Origin of the sequence: Candidatus Nitrosopumilus sp. (assembly GCF_029882185.1) — an archaeon.
Lineage (GTDB): Archaea > Thermoproteota > Nitrososphaeria > Nitrososphaerales > Nitrosopumilaceae > Nitrosopumilus.
Map to the genome: position 1 here is coordinate 12,289 of NZ_JAOULD010000006.1, position 17,892 is coordinate 30,180.

A 17,892-nucleotide genomic window follows, 5' to 3' on the forward strand; every position below is an offset into this window, starting at 1 on the left:
AAAATATAAGAATATGGCTTAAATTAATTATATTAGTATAAATTGACTAAATTCATTCGACGCCTACAAAGAATTGGAAGTAGTATCTTAGTTTCTTTACCTAAGGAATGGGTAGATGCAAACAATTTGGATAAAAGCAGTCAAGTTGAAATTGAAACTGGTCAAGACAGTATTTCAATCTCTGCAAACAAAGAAATTAGACCTACAAAAGAACTTGTAATCTCGTATCCATTACCTAAAGAAGAAAATATTGTAGCTAATATCACAGGGGCTTATCTTTTGGGATATGATGTTATAGTAATTAATTCAAAATCAATTATTCCTGGTAAAGACAGAGAAGAGATCCGTAATTCTATGAGACGTTTGGTTGGCATGGAAATAATTGAAGAGGATGCATCTCATATTAACATGCAGTTTCTTTTGGATGCAACAACTCTTAATCCAGCAAAAATTCTAAAACGAATGAGCTCTATAGCACTAGGAATGTATGATGATGTATTAAATGGATTAATTTCAGATGATAAATCAAATTTACAAACATTATCAAAACGTGATGTTGAAGTAAATAGACAATATTTTCTACTTGTACGTTTAATTCGAAGTACTTTAGTTGATAAGAGATTATCCAATGTATTTAATTTAGAAAATATCGATGTATTAGATTATAGAGTTGCAGCAAATGTCCTTGAAAATGCTGGTGATTCTATTGTAGAGTTATCTGAGTTTATTTTCAATTTTTCTTTATCAGAAGAATATTCAAAAAAAATCTATGATGTAGTAATAGATTTCAATAAAGTTGCTGAAAAATCCATTATTGCATTTACAAAACCAGATAGATTATTAGCTATCGAAGCTATATCTATGCATAAACAATATGAAGAAAAACTTAGTTTATTGCGAACTTCATTAGGAAATAAAAAACAAATTACGTTAGATTTTCTAGATTTGATATATATGTTTGAAAGAATTGCACAGTCTTGGGCAGATGTTGCCGATCTTGTACAGCCTATTTACAATAAATAATTAGTATAATTTTTTCTTTGTAGCATATGCTAAAATCGCACATATTGTTTTTGAATCTTGAATTTTACCTGACTTTATCATTGACAGGGCTTTTTTGAAATCCATTTTTACTACTGATAAAATTTCATCCTCATCAAGTTTTAAATCCGATATTTTTTTTAATCCTGAGGCTACAAAGCAATGGATAATCTCGGCATTATACCCAATTGAGGGATAATATGTAATGAGAGGAGTCATTTTTTTTGCTCTATATCCTGTTTCTTCTTCTAATTCTCTAAATGCACATTTTATTGGCTCTTCTTTTTTCTCTAATGTTCCTGCAGGAATTTCTAAAACATAACCATGTGGATATCTATGTTGTTTTACTAGTATTATTTTTTTTTCTTCATCAAAAGCTAGCATTGCTGCAGCACCTCTATGTTTGATATATTCTCGTTTAACTTTTCTACCTTCTATTTTTCCATCATAAACGCTAAGACCTAATATTTTTCCTTCATAGATCTTTGTTTCTTTCATATAGTATGCTGAAAATTGTTATTATTTAATTTGTTTGATATGTTAAATGTAATTTTGGAGATTTTCTAAAATTATTAATAGCTTCTTCAATCCATTTTACATAAAATGAAATCTTTTTTGGAATGAACAAATCAGCTGATTTTATATTTTGAATATTCCTTACTTTTTGTGTTAATTCATCCATTTTGTAAATATTATTACTATACATAAACAGAACAATTTGATTTTTTGCTACAAAGGGAATTTGCAAGTATGATTCAGAAAATGAATTATTGAGATTTCCTAAAGTTTCTTTAAGATCTCCTTCTATCCATGTTAATATGGCATGAGGAATAAAATCTTCAATTTTTTTAGGGTCATAAACTAATGTGAATTGAATTCCATCATTTCCATACAATTTTTCAATACATCTTGTTATTGTTTTTGTTGACATTCCTGTATTTCTTGCAATTTGTTCTATTCTTTGTCTAGGATCTTTGATTAGCTCTTCTAAAATCTCTAAATCTGTTTTTGTAAGATTTGAATCATATCCTGGATTTTCTGCTTCAAAAATTGATAAAACTCTGACATCTTTCATTAATTTTTTTGCTAACTCTATTTTTTGTTCCATGTTCTCTTTTACAGAAATGCCACAAACCGTTACTCCTCCAACACATGGAACAACAAAATACGGTTCTCCTACAAGACTAGCTTGCTCTAAAATTTCTTTTGTATTTTCACCTGATACAACAAAGTACAAGACACCATAACCCAAAACAGGAGGTTCAACTTTGATGAAAAATTCTTCAATAATCTTCTTTGCCTGCATTTTTCTAATTCTAGCTCTTACTGCTCCTCCGGAAATTCCTAATTCTATGCCTATTTGCCTGTCTGATTCTCTACAATTATTTAATAATCTAGTGAGGATTTTCATATCTAAATTGTCCATTTTATCACCTATAATGACTCCTATGACTATAAAAATTACTAATATGATATAAAATTGTCTATACTGTTAGCACTATACATAATAGACATTAAATATTAGACTATTTGACTTATTTTATGGATTATCGATTAAAACTAGCAAAACGAATGCTCTTCAATAAAAAAGGCAGTTTGATTGGGGCTGTATTAGCGGTAACAATTGGAATTTTAGTTATTCATGTAAACTTTGTAATTTTTCAAGGATTGTTTGATGCAATAGTTAGAGACATCAGTGATTATAGAAATGGTGATATTCTTGTAACTGACGAAGCTGACTTCATAGATAAATCCGATTTGTCAATTGTAAACTGGTTTGAAAGAATTCCATATGTTGATGCGGCAACACCTCGGCTTTCATCGACGGCTGAAATGAATATGACTAAAAACGGGAAATTAATCGAAGAAACAAGAATTCCAATAGTTGGAGTTGATCCATTTCGTGATATATTAGCATCAACTGTACATGAAACAGTTTCTGAAGGAAGTTATGTATTTTCAAGAAATTCAATTGTTTTAGGAACCTCTGTAGCAGAAGATCTTGGAGGAGCTCAAGTTGGAGATAGTGTCAAAGTTCTTGTAGTTGATAGATGGGGACAAGATCAAATTAGGAGATTTACTGTTTCTGGAATTGCTAAATCTCCTGGAGGTCAAGGATTTGATTACACTGCAGTTGTACATATTGATACTTTACGTGATATGATGAATAGACATGGGGACACAGGTTCATTTATGGTAAAACTAAATGATCCTTCTAAAGCATTTGAGGTAAAAGAATTCTTTTTACGTTCATTTCCAAATGATGATTTTCTTGCAGAAACAATAGAAGAATCAGCAGAACAACAGCTTGCTGGTTTTAGATCTGGAATTGCAATGATTAACATGATCGGATATTTTGGAATGATGTCATCTGCATTTGCAATTGTAACAATTCAGATGATGTTAGTTAATGGAAAAACAAAAGAAATTGGTGTAATGAGAGCAATCGGGGCTAAAAGAAAAGACATTCTAATTATCTTTATTTTTCAAGGTATGATAATCGGAGCAATCGGAGCTGGAGTAGGAACAGCTGCAGGTTTAGGGTATACTGTATATGCAAAAGAGACAAAGATGTCATTTAACAATAGTTTGCCTCTAGAAGTTAGTTACAATTGGGAAAAAATCATCCAAACTGCCTTGACTTCATTTGCTTTGGCCATCATTGCATCACTATATCCGTCGTATAGAGCTACAAAGCTGTTACCTGTGGAGGCGATGAGAACTGTCTAGTGTACTTGAGGTAAATAATCTCAGTAAAATTTACGGAGAAGGTGATAATCAAGTAAAAGCTCTTGATAATATTTCATTTACAATTAAGCAAGGAGAATTTGTATTAATTGTTGGAAGTTCTGGTTCTGGTAAATCCACGTTACTAAACATGATTGGATTATTAGATTCTCCAAGTAATGGAGAAATTTTCATTGATGGAACAAACACCACATCACTTGGAGATGATCAAATTTCTTCATTTAGAAATAAAAAATTAGGATTTATTTTTCAATTTTCTAATTTACTTACTGATCTTTCAGTTTTAGAAAATGTATTACTACCAATCCAAATTGCAGGATCAAGTAACACTGCTGAAAAAGATGCTAGAGATTTGTTAAAAGCAGTTGGACTAGAAGACCAAATCAGTAAACGTGCAAATAAAATATCTGGTGGCCAAGCTCAAAGAGTTGCTATTGCAAGAGGATTAATCAATAAACCTTCTATAATATTAGCAGATGAACCAACTGGTAATCTTGATTCAATAACATCTCAAACTATAGTAGAATTAATGAAATCAATGGCAAAAAAACTCAATCAAACATTCATTATCGTTACACACGATAGAGAACATTTTGGTAATGTTGACAGAGTAATTACAATTAAAGATGGTAAAGCATTTGAGGGCGATCAACCATCAGAAATGGAGATTGTTACAAAATGAGTTCTAAAATTATTTTATTATTATTTTCAATTGGATTTTTACCACTTGTTTTTGATAATTCTTTTGCACAAATTACCTCTGGAGGATTTGGTCAATCTCCATTTGAAAGAGATTTTGGTGATGTCAAATTTTTAGATGCATACTTTGGTACAATTAATGAAAAAATTGAAGTTGAAGCAGGAGATGAAAATGTTCCATTTACTGTAGTATTGGCAAATGTTGGAACTCAGGATATTACGGGAATTAGAGGTCAGTTATCTTTACCTATGGGTTTTTCCGCATCTGATGGTCCTAGCTCAATTATTCGTGCTGACAGTGACTCAAATTCACTGGCTGGAGAAAATTTCCACATTACATTTTTTGTGAATATTGATAACAATGTCAAGATACAACAATATCCAGGAACTGTAAAAGTTGATTATTCTAGATTAAGAGAATCTGGAGTTAGAACAGCATTTGCTGATTTTGATTTTAAGGTCACTGGAGACAGTGTGATAAATGTTAAAGCACAAGAACCTTTTCTTACATCTTTAACAACAAATAATGTTGTTATTGAGATTTCTAACGATGGAACTGCACCAATCTCTAGCGTAGATATTGTTGCAACAAATACATCTACAGAATTGGCATCTACTTCATCATCAACAACTAATGTTGAAAATGTTGTAATTTTAGAATCAAGCTGGGATATTGGAAATATTAATCCAAAATCATCAAGATATCTTACTGCAACCGTATACGTTCCTGAAACACTAAAGGGTGATACATTAAGAATACCATTATCTATTTCATATTATAATGCGCATGGAGATCTTCATACAATTTCAAAAATTGTTGATTTTTACATCAAAGGACTAATTGATTTAACAATTTTCAATGTTGAAGTGATCAAATTATCTGGTACACAAATGGTGATTGGAGAAATTATTAATGAAGGAAATGAGGATGGATTATTTGGTTTTGTCTCTATCAAACCAAAAGGCGATTCTAATATTAAACAAAGTACTCAATTCATTGATGAAATTGAAGTTGATGCACCTGTACCATTTAATGTTCCAATTGAATTTAACGGTCAACCAAGATATGGGGAACATGAGATTACAATTACAGTTAGATACAAAGATAGTACTAGAGATGAGATATTTCTAACTCAAGATCAAATAATTAATGTTGTCAAGCCATCAAATGATGATGAAAATGAAACTGATCCTGCAATAATCGTAATTCCAATTATTTTGATAGTAGGAATCGCAATTTACATAATTCGTAGGCGTAAAAAAACTGCAATTAAGGCAAGTTAAGAATATAATTTGAATCTAAAATGGAGAAATAAGGAATAACAAAATTGAGATTAACCATTATTGTTCTCATTGTAGTTTTGTCTGTAGGCAGTACAATAATTTCTCTAGGGTTTCTAACATCTCAAAAATACATTGACGTTCCTGAAATTTCTAATCAATATGAAAAATTAGAAAAGTACAAGAACGAACTGGAAAAAATCAATCAACATAATCAACAAGTGCTAAAAGATCTTGAAGAACAAATAAAAAATTCTGACGATGTTCATCTTGATCAGATTAATACAGAAATCAAAATAATAAAACAAGTAATTAAAGAAAATAAAGAAGAACTTGAACAAGTAATTAAAAAATTGTCTCAAATGGAATCTGATCCATAATAATTCTAATTTTCATTTTTGGGAAATTTACATCATAATTATATCATATCTTAAGGGAATATTATTGGGTATGGCAAAGGGTATCTTTCTATTTCTAGCAGGTAGTATTATAGGATTTATCACTACACCTTTACTGTAAGTGCAACAAATAATCTTCCTAAATTCATATAGTTACTAACAATGTGATTGTTGTTGGAAATACATCAAAAATTAACAATTGTTGGATTAGTTTTGTTGGTTGTAACTTTTTTGATTAATTACTATCATCAAGAAAATCATCCTGGCATCGGGTTTAATTATGCATATGTTCCCGGGGTTGTAATGCTAATTGCATTTTCAATTAGTTTTATAATGTTTACAAAAAACCAACTAAAGTAATTTTGATTTATAATTATTAGACAATAAAAGAATACAAAAATTCTCTTTCTAATTTTTTATCTAAAAATTATATTTTTTAAAAGAGACATGCAGAAATCGGTAAGACCATACTAGTTTACAAAATATTTTTCTTATAATCAAAACATGATCTGTTTTTGGCTTTGCGCTGTTGCTAGTGGCTGCCGTAGAATTATAAGCAATTACTTGATCATGCGATCATGCCTGGAGATGAGATTGAAGTTCCAAAGGAATTACGTGAATTTATGCTAGAAGATGCTGAAGAAACATTCCTTGGACAAAAAAATGGCGCAAAAAAACAATACCGTTATGGAAATTTACACATTAGAGAATATGACGATAAATTCTTAATTCATAATGACAAAATAGATCCTAGAAAAGATCCAATAGGTCATTTGGTTTATGATGCACCTGAAGTTTTGGTTGGTTTAGCATGTGCAATCTTTGGAGGTTCAGAAATTACAAAAAAAATAATGAATAAAGATTCAAAAAAATTTACTGTTACTTCTGGATTACTTTCATCAATGATTTCCGGATATGTAGGATATCTAGCTACTAAAAAAATTAAAAATTATTTGGAGTAAATATCATGTCAACTATTAGAACCGTCCAAGTGCTCATTAAACTTTTGCCGTCTATTATTGCATTACGTAAAGATAGAAAGAAATGGATTAATCAAGAAAAAAATCAAATAGATTCAGAACAATTTAGAAAAAATGCTCGTAAGATCCTTGCTACCTTTATCTCACTAGGCCCTGTCTACATAAAACTTGGACAATGGCTTTCTTCAAGAGCAGATATTTTACCTCAACCATACTTGGAAGAGCTTTCAAAACTTCAAGACAGTGTGCCTTCTGCTCCATTTGATCAAGTAAAACCCATCATTGAAAAAGAACTTGGCCCAATTGATAAAAAATTTGATGAAATTGATCCTAATTCTATCTCAGGTGCTTCGTTAGGACAAGTTTATCGTGGCTCTGTTTCTGGCCAACAAATCGTTGTAAAAGTAAAAAGACCTGGGATAGAAAAAATTGTAGTAAAAGATCTTAGTGTTTTGAAAAAAGTTCTTCCACTAGCATTAAGATTTGTTGATCCAAATTTACGCTATTCTGCAAAAGCAATGCTTTCTCAATTCATTGAAACAATACACGAAGAAATGGATTACACTAATGAATTACAGAACCTAAAAACAATCAAAAATGATATGGCAAATTCAGATAAAGTTGTTATACCATCTGTATATGATAATTTATCTTCAAAAAATGTACTCACAATGGAGTATTTGCCAGGAATTAAGATAACAAACGTACAAGCCCTTGATGAGAAGGGTATCGATAGAGAACAACTAGTCATAGATGTTCACAAGATCTTTTTTACAATGCTTCTCAAACATTCTGTTTTTCATGCTGATCCTCACCCTGGTAACATTTCAGTCACTGATGATGGAAAACTCATTTTATATGATTATGGAATGGTGGGAAGAATAAACAATGAAACAAGATTCAAACTAATTCGACTTTATCTTGCACTAGTCGAAAGAAATCCTCCAAGAGTAGTAAATGCCATGAATGAACTTTCAATGCTTACCCCTGGATACAATAGAACTGTAATCGAAAAGGGAATTGAACTTTCAATACGTGCAATGCATGGAAATAAACCTGATGAAATGGAAGTGCAAAGTTTGATGGAACTTGCAAACCAAACCATGAGCACATTTCCATTTGTGTTGCCCAAAAATTTAGCGCTATACATGAGAATGGCATCAATCATTGAAGGAATTTACAAAACACATGACGTTGATTTTAAATTTGTTAAAGTTTTAAAAAATATTCTTGAAGAAGAAAATCTTATTCCACAAGCATATGTACAAGAATTAAAAATATCATTTGAAAATTTTTCAAAATCTATTGATTCTGCAATTCGTTTAGGACCTGAGATGCAAAAATTAATGGATGAAGCTCAAATTTTTATGAAAAAAAGAAAACCAACGGTTTTACTAAGTGGAAGCATATTTGCATCTGCAATATTTATGGGATCTGCATTTTTGTATCAATCAAATGAATCTCTTGGAATTATTGGAATGATTAGTTCTGGTATTGTAATGGTAACTTCAGGACTGTTTAGAAAATACTAAATTATTCTATAGTGATATCTTTTCCTTTTTTTATTACAGGTATAATTAGTGTTAGAATGCCATTTTCGTATTTTGCAGATTCAATTTTCTCTTCACCTTGTTTAATTTCAATTGGGAGCCTGATTTTTTTATCAATTATGTTTGGTCTTTGATTTGAAATCAGAGATTCAGATTCTTTTTCATCAATAATCTTTTTGGCGTTGATAGATAAAATATCTCCACATAAAGATAATTCAATATCTTTTTTGGCAAATCCTGGAATATCAATAACAATTTTTAGATTATCTGCATTAAGATACATGTCAATTGGAGGTAAAACAAATTCATAGAATTCTCTTGATTTGTTTCCAATTTCTTTGATTACCTCTTTCACAAGTCCCATTTTGTGTTACATGCTCAATTTTTAGATATAAACTTTGATAGATTTTTAATCAATTAATTTCTCAGTTTTGTTAACTTATGATTATTGTAATTGAAGGAGGAGACCAGGCAGGAAAATTAACACAATCAACACTGTTGGAAAAAACATTGAAAAAACAAAAGATCAAAACCAAACTATTTCATTTTCCAGATTATGATACTCCAATAGGCAAAGAAATTCGAAAATATTTAGACGGAAAACGAAAATTTCCACCACAAGTAATTCACTGTCTTTTGACAGCAAATAGATGGGAAAAACTAGATGAAATTTTAGAAGCCGAAGAAAAAAATTCTGTTTTGATTATGAATAGATATTATCATTCTAATTTGGTATATGGTTTAGCAAATGGTTTAAAACAAAAATGGCTTGAAAATCTTGATCATGGTCTACCAAAAGCTGATCTTGTAGTATTACTTGACGTTACACAAAAAGAATCTTTTTCAAGATCACCTAGGAATGAAAAGGGAAAAATTATGAAAAGAGACAAATTTGAGAAAAATGAACAATTTTCAAGGAAAATATCCCAAATCTATCGTACTACTGCAAAGAAAAAGCATTGGAAAATTATCGATGCATCAAAATCTAAACTTGAAATTCATGAAGAAATACTAAAGACATTTTCAAAGAAACTTGGGATATGAAAAAAATTTACCTTGACATCATAGATCCAATCCATGACTTTATTCGCGTATATGATTACGAACTTCCCATTATTGACAGTCCTATTTTTCAAAGATTAAGACGAATAAAACAGCTTTCTGGTGCCCATTTGACTTATCCTGCAGCTCAGCATAGTAGATTTGAACATTCTCTTGGAGTGATGCATATTGCTAGTCAAGCTGGATTTGCATTAAATGAAAAAGGATTTCTAAATTCAGATGATGTTCAAATGTTACGTCTTGCAGGATTGTTGCATGATATTGGTCATGGACCTTTTTCTCATCTGTTCGAAGAAATAATTCAAGAAAAAAAAATTTCACATGAAGATTATGGAAAAAAAATTATTTTAAATTCTGAGATTGGTGATGTTTTATCAAAAACTGGATTTGACAAAAAATTAATCACAAAAATCGCATTTGGAGAATCAAAATTTCAATATCTTAATGAAATTGTTTCAGGTGCTCTGAGTGCAGACATGATGGATTACTTACTAAGAGATGGCTATTTTACAGGGGCTGAACATGCAAAAGTAGATCATAAAAGAATAACACAATCACTTGATGTTTACAAGAAAAAACTTGCCTTGGAGCGTTCAGCATTATACTCTTTTGAATCAATGATGCATTCCAGATACCAAATGTTCAAAGCAGTATATTTTCATAAAACTGTACGTGCAGCAGAAGTTATGCTCATTCAGGCACTAAGACTATCTGATGATGAATTTGGCTTTACATCTTTTAACCTAAATGAATTTGTGAAACTAACTGATGAATTTGTCCTGTCATCTCTAATTTCCTCAAAATCTACTAAACTAAAACGAGCGAGGCAATTAGCTGAAGATTATCAAAATAGAAAATTACTAAAATGTGTATTTGAGAGAATACTTACTAGTCAGACAAATTTGAAAAAAACTCGTACTGATGAACTCAGAATCGAACTTTCCAAGAAATCTAAAATCAATGAAGATGAAATTTTTGTAGATAGTTCTGTTACTCCATCTATTCCACTTGCACCATCAAAAAATGAGTCAAAATCAATAGTTTTAACTTCTAACGAAGATGGAAAATCATCTGCACAAGAGATGCCAATTTCTAAAATACCCGTAGTTTCAGCTATTTCCGGCTTTATGAACATACTTAGAATCTATACACATCAAAAAAACAGAAAAAAAGTTGAAATTGCCGCAAAATCAATCATTGGTGATCTAAAATAAAAAAACGAATTGTCATCAAATTATCAGGAAGAGTTTTTGGCATGGATAACGTCAAATCTCTAAAAGATTATGCAGCATTTCTAGTAAAAATTAGCAAGATTTGTCAACCTATTGTTATTGCTGGCGGCGGTACGATTGCACGACATTATATTTCTCATGCGAGATCTTCTGGTGCTGATGAGTCCACTCTTGATGAATTGGGAATTGAAATTTCAAGATTAAATGCAAAATTGTTGATTTATGCACTAAAAAACAAGGCATACTCACATCCCCCAACCACTTTGCAAGAAGTAAAACATGCAGTAGATGACGGATTAATTGTTGTTACAGGGGGTCTACATCCCGGTCAAAGTACAAATGGTACTGCTGCATTGATTGCAGAAAAAGTACAAGCTGAACAATTTCTTAATGCCACTGATGTTGATGGAGTTTATGATAAGGATCCAAATAAATTCAAAAATGCCAAAAAATTCAAACGAATCGAAATGAAAAATTTGAAAAATATGTTAGTCCATGAAGATTCTGTAGCTGGTGGTTATGATCTGATGGATATTGTCGCTCTAAAAATTATTGAACGTTCTAAAATTAAAACACGCATTTTAAAAGCTAATACAAAAACTATTGAAAAGGCAATAAAGGGTAGCGATGTGGGAACCGAAATTATTCTCTCTTCAAAATAATTATTCTATATCGTTCTGAATAGTAGGTCTTGTTTCTGACCATATCTGAATCTCTTTTTCAGGATATTCCAAAATTCCAGTTTCTCTGAGCTTCTTGTAAATTGATATGGCTTCTTCTTTTTCAACAGCCTTGGATTGAGCTTTTGTAAAACCATCTTTATCAACAATCACTGCAACATGACCATCTGGAGAACTAATCACTGCAGCAAACTCTTCTTCTCCTACTGGATGAAATTTACCATCGATCTTTTTAGTTGTCAAAGTAAGCATACCAAATCCAGCAACTTCGAACATTTTCATCTGTGATTTACTTGCTCTTTGTTTTCCTTGCTGTACTGCTTGAAAATATTGCACAATTTTTTCAATCGGGAATGGTATAATAACTATCTCAACATTTAAGATATCAAGAGGTAATGCAAACACTATGAATCCTAAAATTTTTGTTGGTGCTGCAGTTGCTGGATTAGCTTTAATTTTAGGTGGGATTCTTTTATCAGGTCCTACAATCATGATATCTTCACAGGAAGGAAATACTGAAATTCAAAATATGCCTCAAGTAAAACCTCTTCAGATTGAATTAGAAGATATCTCGATATCAAAAATATCTGAGCGATCAGTTACCATTGACTTAGCATTCAAACTCTCTAATCCAAATCCTAGAGCAATGATTGTACAAACTATGGATTATCAATTATTTGAAACAGGTTATTCAGAAACTGAGCAGATCACTGGTGGTCAGATTGGTAGCAGGCCTCAAGGAATGGTTGAGTTTGGTTCAAATTATTATACTCTGCTTGGAGAAAATTCAATAATTCTAAGAGATTCTCAGACAATCAAAAATTCTGGAAATACTGCTGATTTATGGGAAGCATTTGAAGACGATATCAATACCTGGAGAGTTTCAGGTGATGTATTTTACAATCTCAGTTCAATGACTAGCGGTCAAGAAAATGAACTTCATTTTGAATTTATAAAATAATCTTTATGTATCATAATATTTTAAAATTATGATAATATGTTTTTAGAGAAAAAATATTGGCAAAGTTATAAAAACCCGTCTCATTATTCTTTATCAAATGGCAGAAGCAAGTATGGCCGCATATGGCGCAGCAGCAGGAGTCGCAGTTGCACTCGCAGTAGTATGTTTCGCTCTTCGTGGTAAAGGACATCCAGAACCACTAGATTAAACGAAGGAATTTTTCATTTACAACATTTTTCTGATTTTTCTATTCTTTCTTGCCAAATCCTAGCATTTCTGCAAGATCTAATTGTTTGGTATTTTTCTTTTTCATAAAGCATCTTTCATAATATTGGCATTCAGAGCATTCGGTAGAAGGTTCTAAGATAGGCGTCTTTTGCTCTTTGAGAAGATCATTTAGAACTCTGACTCTTCTGATTACTTCTTCAAACATTTTTTTATTTCGTGAGATTGAAAATATTGTCTCTTTTTGATCTCCAGTGATATAAACAATAATTCCATCTGGTTTATCATAAATCCACATACATGCATTAAGATAAAGAATATCATTTGATTGAGGATTTTCTAACTCATTTGTAGCTCCTCTGAATAAGAAAATTGAATCATCAATTAACATATCAACTTGACCTTTCAGTTTGATGTCATCTATGGCAAATTCTTTTGGTTTACTTACATATTGTAACTTTCTTAGTAATCCTGATAGAAGCTCATTGAATCCCCTTCTTTGTACCTCTTGAGGATCAATTCTATCATAATATGAACGTCTTAGACACTTGACAACCTCATGTAGATGTATGGTCTGAATATCTGCTGAATCAACATCAATTTCTAATTCTTTTCCAATGGAATCTAATGCATTTTCAACAATACTTCGAAAATCTCTATCTCCCATCATTATGAATTATCTTTTCTATATCATCACTTATACTTTAGCTCAGTATCAAAGTCAAAAATTTTGAAATTCTTGATGAAAACGCCAAAGTTACAAAATGCACTGAAAATCCCAAAATTGCACCTATAATTAGATTTCCAGTACCAAAATAAATCCCTAAAAATATTCCTAATGGAGGTAATGAAAAAATCATTGCCATAAATGCACTTACCCAGATAGTGTTGATGACTGTTTCTGTAGAAATATCTTGTTTTTTCTTTGGAAATCTAATCATTTTGAAAACTATTTACAATTAGTTTTGACATTGTGATGTCTGTAGCAATTTTTTGCTCTACTGCATAAGCAATTGCTGCTAAATTCCTTACTTCAAAAGCTGTTAATTTTGTAATACCTATGATTGTGGCAAAACTGAACATTTTTGTAAATGATCTTATTGATGAATTGTAAATTGCCATCTCAAATGATCTTTCAAATTGAGCTACAGCGTCTAATTCGTTTTCAACATCAGGAATTAAATTCTTGTATTTTGTGTTTGATAATTCAGCAAATGCATCTCTGATTGTTGCAGATGCCATCATTCTTTGAAGTAATTCTTTAGGAACTGATGGGGTTTGTGAGACAATCAAATCTTCAATTTGTGAATCATCCAATCCCCAAAATTTACCTCTGATGACACTGAGAAGATTGTAAAAATCAACATCCATTCCAACTAATTTTATCACTTCTCTATCTCTAGTGTTTTTCAAAGCACGTCCTAGTTGTTGATATAAAATTTTATCAAAATATGTATCAAAAACTTGGAGATTTTTTGTTTCATTATACAATGAAGCTGCTTTTGAAATTTCATCCCCGAATTGAACTGAATTTAAACTGGCAACTGTTTCTTCTAAATCTTTTGAAACTAATGCTTTGATTATTACATCTCTTTGTTTAATTAATTCTTCTGCACGAAGATTAATGTGAGTCTCAATTTCCTCTTGAGATTTTCCCAAAACTTTACCCTTGAGAATTTGTTTTAAGTTTGAAATAATAAATTTCATATAATATGCATCTAAAATATCTGAATTTCCTGCAGTCTTTGCAATTGAATAATGAGCTCCTGCTAAATGACCTCTCAAGCCAGATTCAATACTCTGAGAAGTATATGGCTTTTGGACATTTGAAATTGCATCACCATAAACTGTATTCTTGATTCGAGTCATCAATTCTTCAAGATCTCTGGATTCTGCTAGTGTTTGAAAATCTGTTTTTGCAAGCAATTTACCTCTTTTACTGTATGCTTTAACTGAGGTATAGACATTTTTTGATGATCCCATATATTGGAAATAAATACGAATAGATTTTAATGTTTAGAACTAATATATGATAGAATTTGCAATATTTTTCTTTGATTATCTCTGCTGTATGATAATATTGATTTTATAAACTTTAAATTACATTTTAATGAGAATTCTTCTACTTTACTAATACTTTCTAATGTGATTGGTATTATGTTCTTTTCACTTATACACATTGTTGATATATATTTTTCTAGTAATAAAAAACATAAAGTAGGACTAATTGCATATAATAAGTTTAATTTTTCTCCAAGATCTTGTTGATCCGTGAACTCTGTAAAGTCTATTTTCATTTTATTATCTTCTATACAAAATAACAATAACGAACCTATTTTTGTTAATTTATAATATCCTGTACCTTCTTTTTGTAGTAAACGCGGTCCTTTTTTAAGTGGAATTCTTCCTCCCTCTTCAATTATTTTTTGGGGCAACAAAATTTTTTCAATATCGTTATAGACACCAGAATAAGAATTTTTCCAAGATTGTTTATTCTCTACACTTATCTTTCTTGAAATTTCTACTTTTGTTCTCTGGTTTGAATTATTTGTGGTTCCGATGATTTTTATTATTTTTCTTTGTCTTTTTGCCTTCCCTGTGAGTTGGTTTGTTAACTTAAAGGTTTCAAAAAGAGATGTTTTCAACGTACCTAATGTTATATTTTAGATTATAAAAGATTAGTCTAAAAATAATTTTATTTCTAATAGTAACATAATTTGTTAAAAATAATAAAATATATTTTTAAATGATTACTTTTGAATATGAAAAATGAAAAATCAAAAAGCTTTTCTTATCATAATGTTTACGCTGGTTTCGGTTGTTTCTGCTACTGCGATGACTCAAGCTTATGCACAGTCTATAGATGATGGAATGGATGGTTATGTAATTGGAAGTTCTGGAATATACACCAACAATCCTAATGAATGTTGGTATTCTGATGATGATGGTAACATGTTACCTTGTAGAATTGACACTGGTGACACAGCTTTTATATTAATAGCTACCTCTCTGGTGCTTTTGATGAGCCCTGCTGTGGCTGTTTTCTATGGTGGTCTTGCTAGAAGTAAGAATGTCGTTAATGTTTTTGGTATGACTTTAGTAATTATGGGTATAGCAGCTGTTCAATGGCTTGCATTTGGTTATTCTTTGACTTTTGGTCCTAATGATGGAGTAGGTAATGCATTTATGGGTTCACTTGATTATGTTGGGTTCAACGGTGTTTCTCATTATGCTCCACTTGGCTCAGCAGGTCCTTGTAGCGATACATGGTCAGCTGCATATCAAATGAATGCAATGGTAGATGCGGATCAATGTAGCCAAGATTGGCCTGGCACTATTCCTCATATGCTTTTCGCAGCATTTCAGGGAACATTTGCAATAATTACTCCTATTCTAATTATTGGTGCTGTTGTTGACAGAATGAAATTTAGCGCAGTTTTGATATTTGTTATACTTTGGTCCACATTTGTCTATTACCCAGTTGCTCATTGGATATGGGGTGGCGGATTTATGGCTGATGGTACATTAGATTTAGATCCTTCTCTTGCACCTAGTTCTGTACTTGACTTTGCCGGAGGAGCAGTTGTACATATTACTGCTGGATTTGCAGCATTAGCTGCTGCGCTTGTCCTAGGAAGAAGAATGGGACTTGGAAAAGTTCCAATGGAACCACATAATATTCCAATGTGTGTTTTAGGTGCTGGTCTTCTCTGGTTTGGTTGGTTTGGATTTAATCCTGGAAGTGAAGTTATGGCTGATGGTATATCTGTTAGTGCTTGGATGGCCACCAACATAGGTGCTGGAATGGGTACTGTAACATGGGTGTTACTTAGTTGGGCTCATACCGGAAAACCAAGCATAATTGGTGCTGCCACTGGAACCATTGCTGGATTGGGAACCATCACTCCTGCATCTGGATGGGTAGGTCCAATGGGTGCTTTGATCATCGGAATTGCTGCTGGTGCCGTATGTTATGGCGCAGTTGCATACAAAAATGCTAGAAAATGGGATGATGCTTTAGATGTTTGGGGAGTTCACGGTATGGGTGGATTAACCGGAACTATACTTACTGGTACACTGGCAAGTCCGCATATATGGGATACTGGTGATGGTATTGGTGCATGGACTGGTACCGCAGAGGGTATGGAACAACAAAGTATTCAAATAATTGGGGCTGCCATAACCGTTGGTTATACCTTAGCAGTTACAATTGGTATTCTTAAAGTGATGGATCTAGTATGGCCTGGTGGTATTAGAGTTACTCCTAGAGAAGAAGAAATAGGATTAGATTTAGCACAGCATGGTGAACGCGCCTATGTTAATGAGTAAATTAAGGTGTAAATTTTATTTTAAAATAACTATGATTGCACGTATTACTAAATAGTTTTGATTTAATATTTACAAATTAATATCAGAATAATTAAAAAAATTCATTCGTGTTTTTATTTTCTATATTTTTATGATGCACAATTAAAATTTTAAAATTGTTATACAAAATGATTTTACATGTTACTTGCTTTCTATATCTTTTTTAATAAGATGCTATTAATAAAAACATGAAAAGACTTGAAACTATAGTCAGGAGCGATAGACTTTCTGATGTAGTCCATGCAATTAGATCTGCAGGTGCAAAAGGTGTAACCGTGACAAGTATAAAAGGTCAAGGTTCTGGAGACCGACCTATGCTTAGAAGTGGTAGAGGAACAACACAGTTTCGGGCTGAATATAATAACATGGACTTCGTCATGACAATTGTAGATGATGCTGAAGTTTCCAAAATTATTTCGGCCATAACTGAATCTTGCTATACTGGAAAATCTGGTGACGGACTGGTGATTGTTACTGACGTCGTTCAAGTAGTCAATATTGCTAGTAAGAAGACAGATTCAGAGGCATTATAACAAATAGTGCCTTATTTTATTAGTTTTTTATTTTTTTTTATGTGTAAAATACATGTCATTTTTGTATAGAATTAATGTGTAACTAAAGACAAGATGTTGCTGTGTTCCAAATGGGCAGGAAATCCTCTTTTATT

General features: G+C 31.6%; 21 protein-coding genes. 13 read left to right on the top strand and 8 right to left on the bottom strand.

Going from position 1 to position 17,892, the window contains the following annotated elements; genetic code table 11:
* The first annotated feature begins 42 nt into the window (after window positions 1-42).
* Complete coding sequence (locus OEW78_RS03020) at window positions 43-1,023, top strand: phosphate uptake regulator PhoU (RefSeq protein ID WP_300323870.1); 981 nt, start codon at window positions 43-45, stop codon at window positions 1,021-1,023.
* Here the strand turns inward: OEW78_RS03020 and OEW78_RS03025 are convergent, their stop codons facing one another.
* A complete protein-coding gene (locus OEW78_RS03025; RefSeq protein ID WP_300323873.1) occupies window positions 1,024-1,539 on the bottom strand; it encodes an NUDIX hydrolase in 516 nt (171 codons plus the stop codon).
* Window positions 1,540-1,564: 25 nt separating this feature from the next.
* Window positions 1,565-2,467 carry an AsnC family transcriptional regulator gene (locus OEW78_RS03030; RefSeq protein WP_300323877.1) on the bottom strand — a complete coding sequence of 301 codons (903 nt, stop codon included), beginning with the start codon at window positions 2,465-2,467 and terminating at the stop codon, window positions 1,565-1,567.
* Between the two features lie 116 nt (window positions 2,468-2,583).
* Here OEW78_RS03030 and OEW78_RS03035 point away from each other — a divergent pair, with 116 nt between their 5' ends.
* From OEW78_RS03035 to OEW78_RS03060, 6 genes are all read left to right on the top strand, one after another.
* Window positions 2,584-3,771, top strand: coding sequence for an FtsX-like permease family protein (locus OEW78_RS03035; RefSeq protein WP_300323881.1), 1,188 nt, complete (start codon window positions 2,584-2,586; stop codon window positions 3,769-3,771).
* 28 nt (window positions 3,772-3,799) lie between these two features.
* Entirely contained in the window at window positions 3,800-4,471 is a 672-nt protein-coding gene (locus OEW78_RS03040) for an ABC transporter ATP-binding protein (protein ID WP_300324028.1), read from the top strand.
* The gene (locus OEW78_RS03045; RefSeq protein WP_300323883.1) at window positions 4,468-5,772 is read left to right on the top strand and encodes a hypothetical protein; all 1,305 of its coding nucleotides are present in this window, start codon (window positions 4,468-4,470) and stop codon (window positions 5,770-5,772) included. The genes OEW78_RS03040 and OEW78_RS03045 overlap by 4 nt, the downstream gene beginning before the upstream one ends.
* Before the next feature lie 44 nt (window positions 5,773-5,816).
* Entirely contained in the window at window positions 5,817-6,149 is a 333-nt protein-coding gene (locus OEW78_RS03050) for a hypothetical protein (RefSeq protein WP_300323886.1), read from the top strand.
* Window positions 6,150-6,745: 596 nt separating this feature from the next.
* Window positions 6,746-7,129 carry a hypothetical protein gene (locus tag OEW78_RS03055; protein WP_300323889.1) on the top strand — a complete coding sequence of 128 codons (384 nt, stop codon included), beginning with the start codon at window positions 6,746-6,748 and terminating at the stop codon, window positions 7,127-7,129.
* Between the two features lie 5 nt (window positions 7,130-7,134).
* Window positions 7,135-8,679 carry an AarF/ABC1/UbiB kinase family protein gene (locus tag OEW78_RS03060; protein ID WP_300323892.1) on the top strand — a complete coding sequence of 515 codons (1,545 nt, stop codon included), beginning with the start codon at window positions 7,135-7,137 and terminating at the stop codon, window positions 8,677-8,679.
* Window position 8,680: 1 nt separating this feature from the next.
* Here OEW78_RS03060 and hsp14 read toward each other — a convergent pair whose 3' ends face one another.
* Window positions 8,681-9,061 carry an archaeal heat shock protein Hsp14 gene (gene hsp14 / locus OEW78_RS03065; RefSeq protein ID WP_300323895.1) on the bottom strand — a complete coding sequence of 127 codons (381 nt, stop codon included), beginning with the start codon at window positions 9,059-9,061 and terminating at the stop codon, window positions 8,681-8,683.
* 77 nt (window positions 9,062-9,138) lie between these two features.
* Here hsp14 and tmk point away from each other — a divergent pair, with 77 nt between their 5' ends.
* Genes tmk through pyrH form a run of 3 tightly spaced genes read left to right on the top strand, consistent with a single transcriptional unit; the run spans window position 9,139 to window position 11,653 of the window.
* A complete protein-coding gene (gene tmk / locus OEW78_RS03070; RefSeq protein ID WP_300323898.1) occupies window positions 9,139-9,741 on the top strand; it encodes a dTMP kinase in 603 nt (200 codons plus the stop codon).
* A complete protein-coding gene (locus OEW78_RS03075) occupies window positions 9,738-10,973 on the top strand; it encodes an HD domain-containing protein (protein ID WP_300323901.1) in 1,236 nt (411 codons plus the stop codon). Before tmk ends, OEW78_RS03075 begins: the two co-directional genes overlap by 4 nt.
* Window positions 10,970-11,653 (top strand): UMP kinase, encoded by a 684-nt coding sequence (gene pyrH, locus OEW78_RS03080; RefSeq protein WP_366523024.1) that lies wholly within the window; start codon window positions 10,970-10,972, stop codon window positions 11,651-11,653. Before OEW78_RS03075 ends, pyrH begins: the two co-directional genes overlap by 4 nt.
* On the opposite strand, the gene OEW78_RS03085 is transcribed toward pyrH, so the two are convergent.
* Complete coding sequence (locus OEW78_RS03085; protein ID WP_300323904.1) at window positions 11,654-12,007, bottom strand: hypothetical protein; 354 nt, start codon at window positions 12,005-12,007, stop codon at window positions 11,654-11,656.
* A gap of 70 nt (window positions 12,008-12,077) precedes the next feature.
* Here OEW78_RS03085 and OEW78_RS03090 point away from each other — a divergent pair, with 70 nt between their 5' ends.
* A complete protein-coding gene (locus OEW78_RS03090; protein WP_300323907.1) occupies window positions 12,078-12,632 on the top strand; it encodes a hypothetical protein in 555 nt (184 codons plus the stop codon).
* Window positions 12,633-12,879: 247 nt separating this feature from the next.
* Here the strand turns inward: OEW78_RS03090 and OEW78_RS03095 are convergent, their stop codons facing one another.
* Genes OEW78_RS03095 through OEW78_RS03110 form a run of 4 tightly spaced genes read right to left on the bottom strand, consistent with a single transcriptional unit; the run spans window position 12,880 to window position 15,502 of the window.
* Complete coding sequence (locus OEW78_RS03095; protein WP_300323910.1) at window positions 12,880-13,527, bottom strand: Dna2/Cas4 domain-containing protein; 648 nt, start codon at window positions 13,525-13,527, stop codon at window positions 12,880-12,882.
* Between the two features lie 34 nt (window positions 13,528-13,561).
* Window positions 13,562-13,798, bottom strand: a complete 237-nt coding sequence (locus OEW78_RS03100; protein ID WP_300323913.1) for a hypothetical protein — start codon at window positions 13,796-13,798, stop codon at window positions 13,562-13,564.
* Window positions 13,791-14,840: a V-type ATPase subunit gene (locus OEW78_RS03105; RefSeq protein WP_300323915.1), complete on the bottom strand. Its 1,050-nt coding sequence runs from the start codon at window positions 14,838-14,840 to the stop codon at window positions 13,791-13,793. The genes OEW78_RS03100 and OEW78_RS03105 overlap by 8 nt, the downstream gene beginning before the upstream one ends.
* A gap of 26 nt (window positions 14,841-14,866) precedes the next feature.
* Window positions 14,867-15,502, bottom strand: a complete 636-nt coding sequence (locus OEW78_RS03110) for a hypothetical protein (protein WP_300323918.1) — start codon at window positions 15,500-15,502, stop codon at window positions 14,867-14,869.
* 124 nt (window positions 15,503-15,626) lie between these two features.
* Between OEW78_RS03110 and OEW78_RS03115 the strand changes: the two genes are divergently transcribed.
* Window positions 15,627-17,186, top strand: coding sequence for an ammonium transporter (locus tag OEW78_RS03115; RefSeq protein WP_300323921.1), 1,560 nt, complete (start codon window positions 15,627-15,629; stop codon window positions 17,184-17,186).
* Between the two features lie 227 nt (window positions 17,187-17,413).
* Window positions 17,414-17,758: a P-II family nitrogen regulator gene (locus OEW78_RS03120; RefSeq protein WP_300323924.1), complete on the top strand. Its 345-nt coding sequence runs from the start codon at window positions 17,414-17,416 to the stop codon at window positions 17,756-17,758.
* Window positions 17,759-17,892 lie beyond the last annotated feature (134 nt).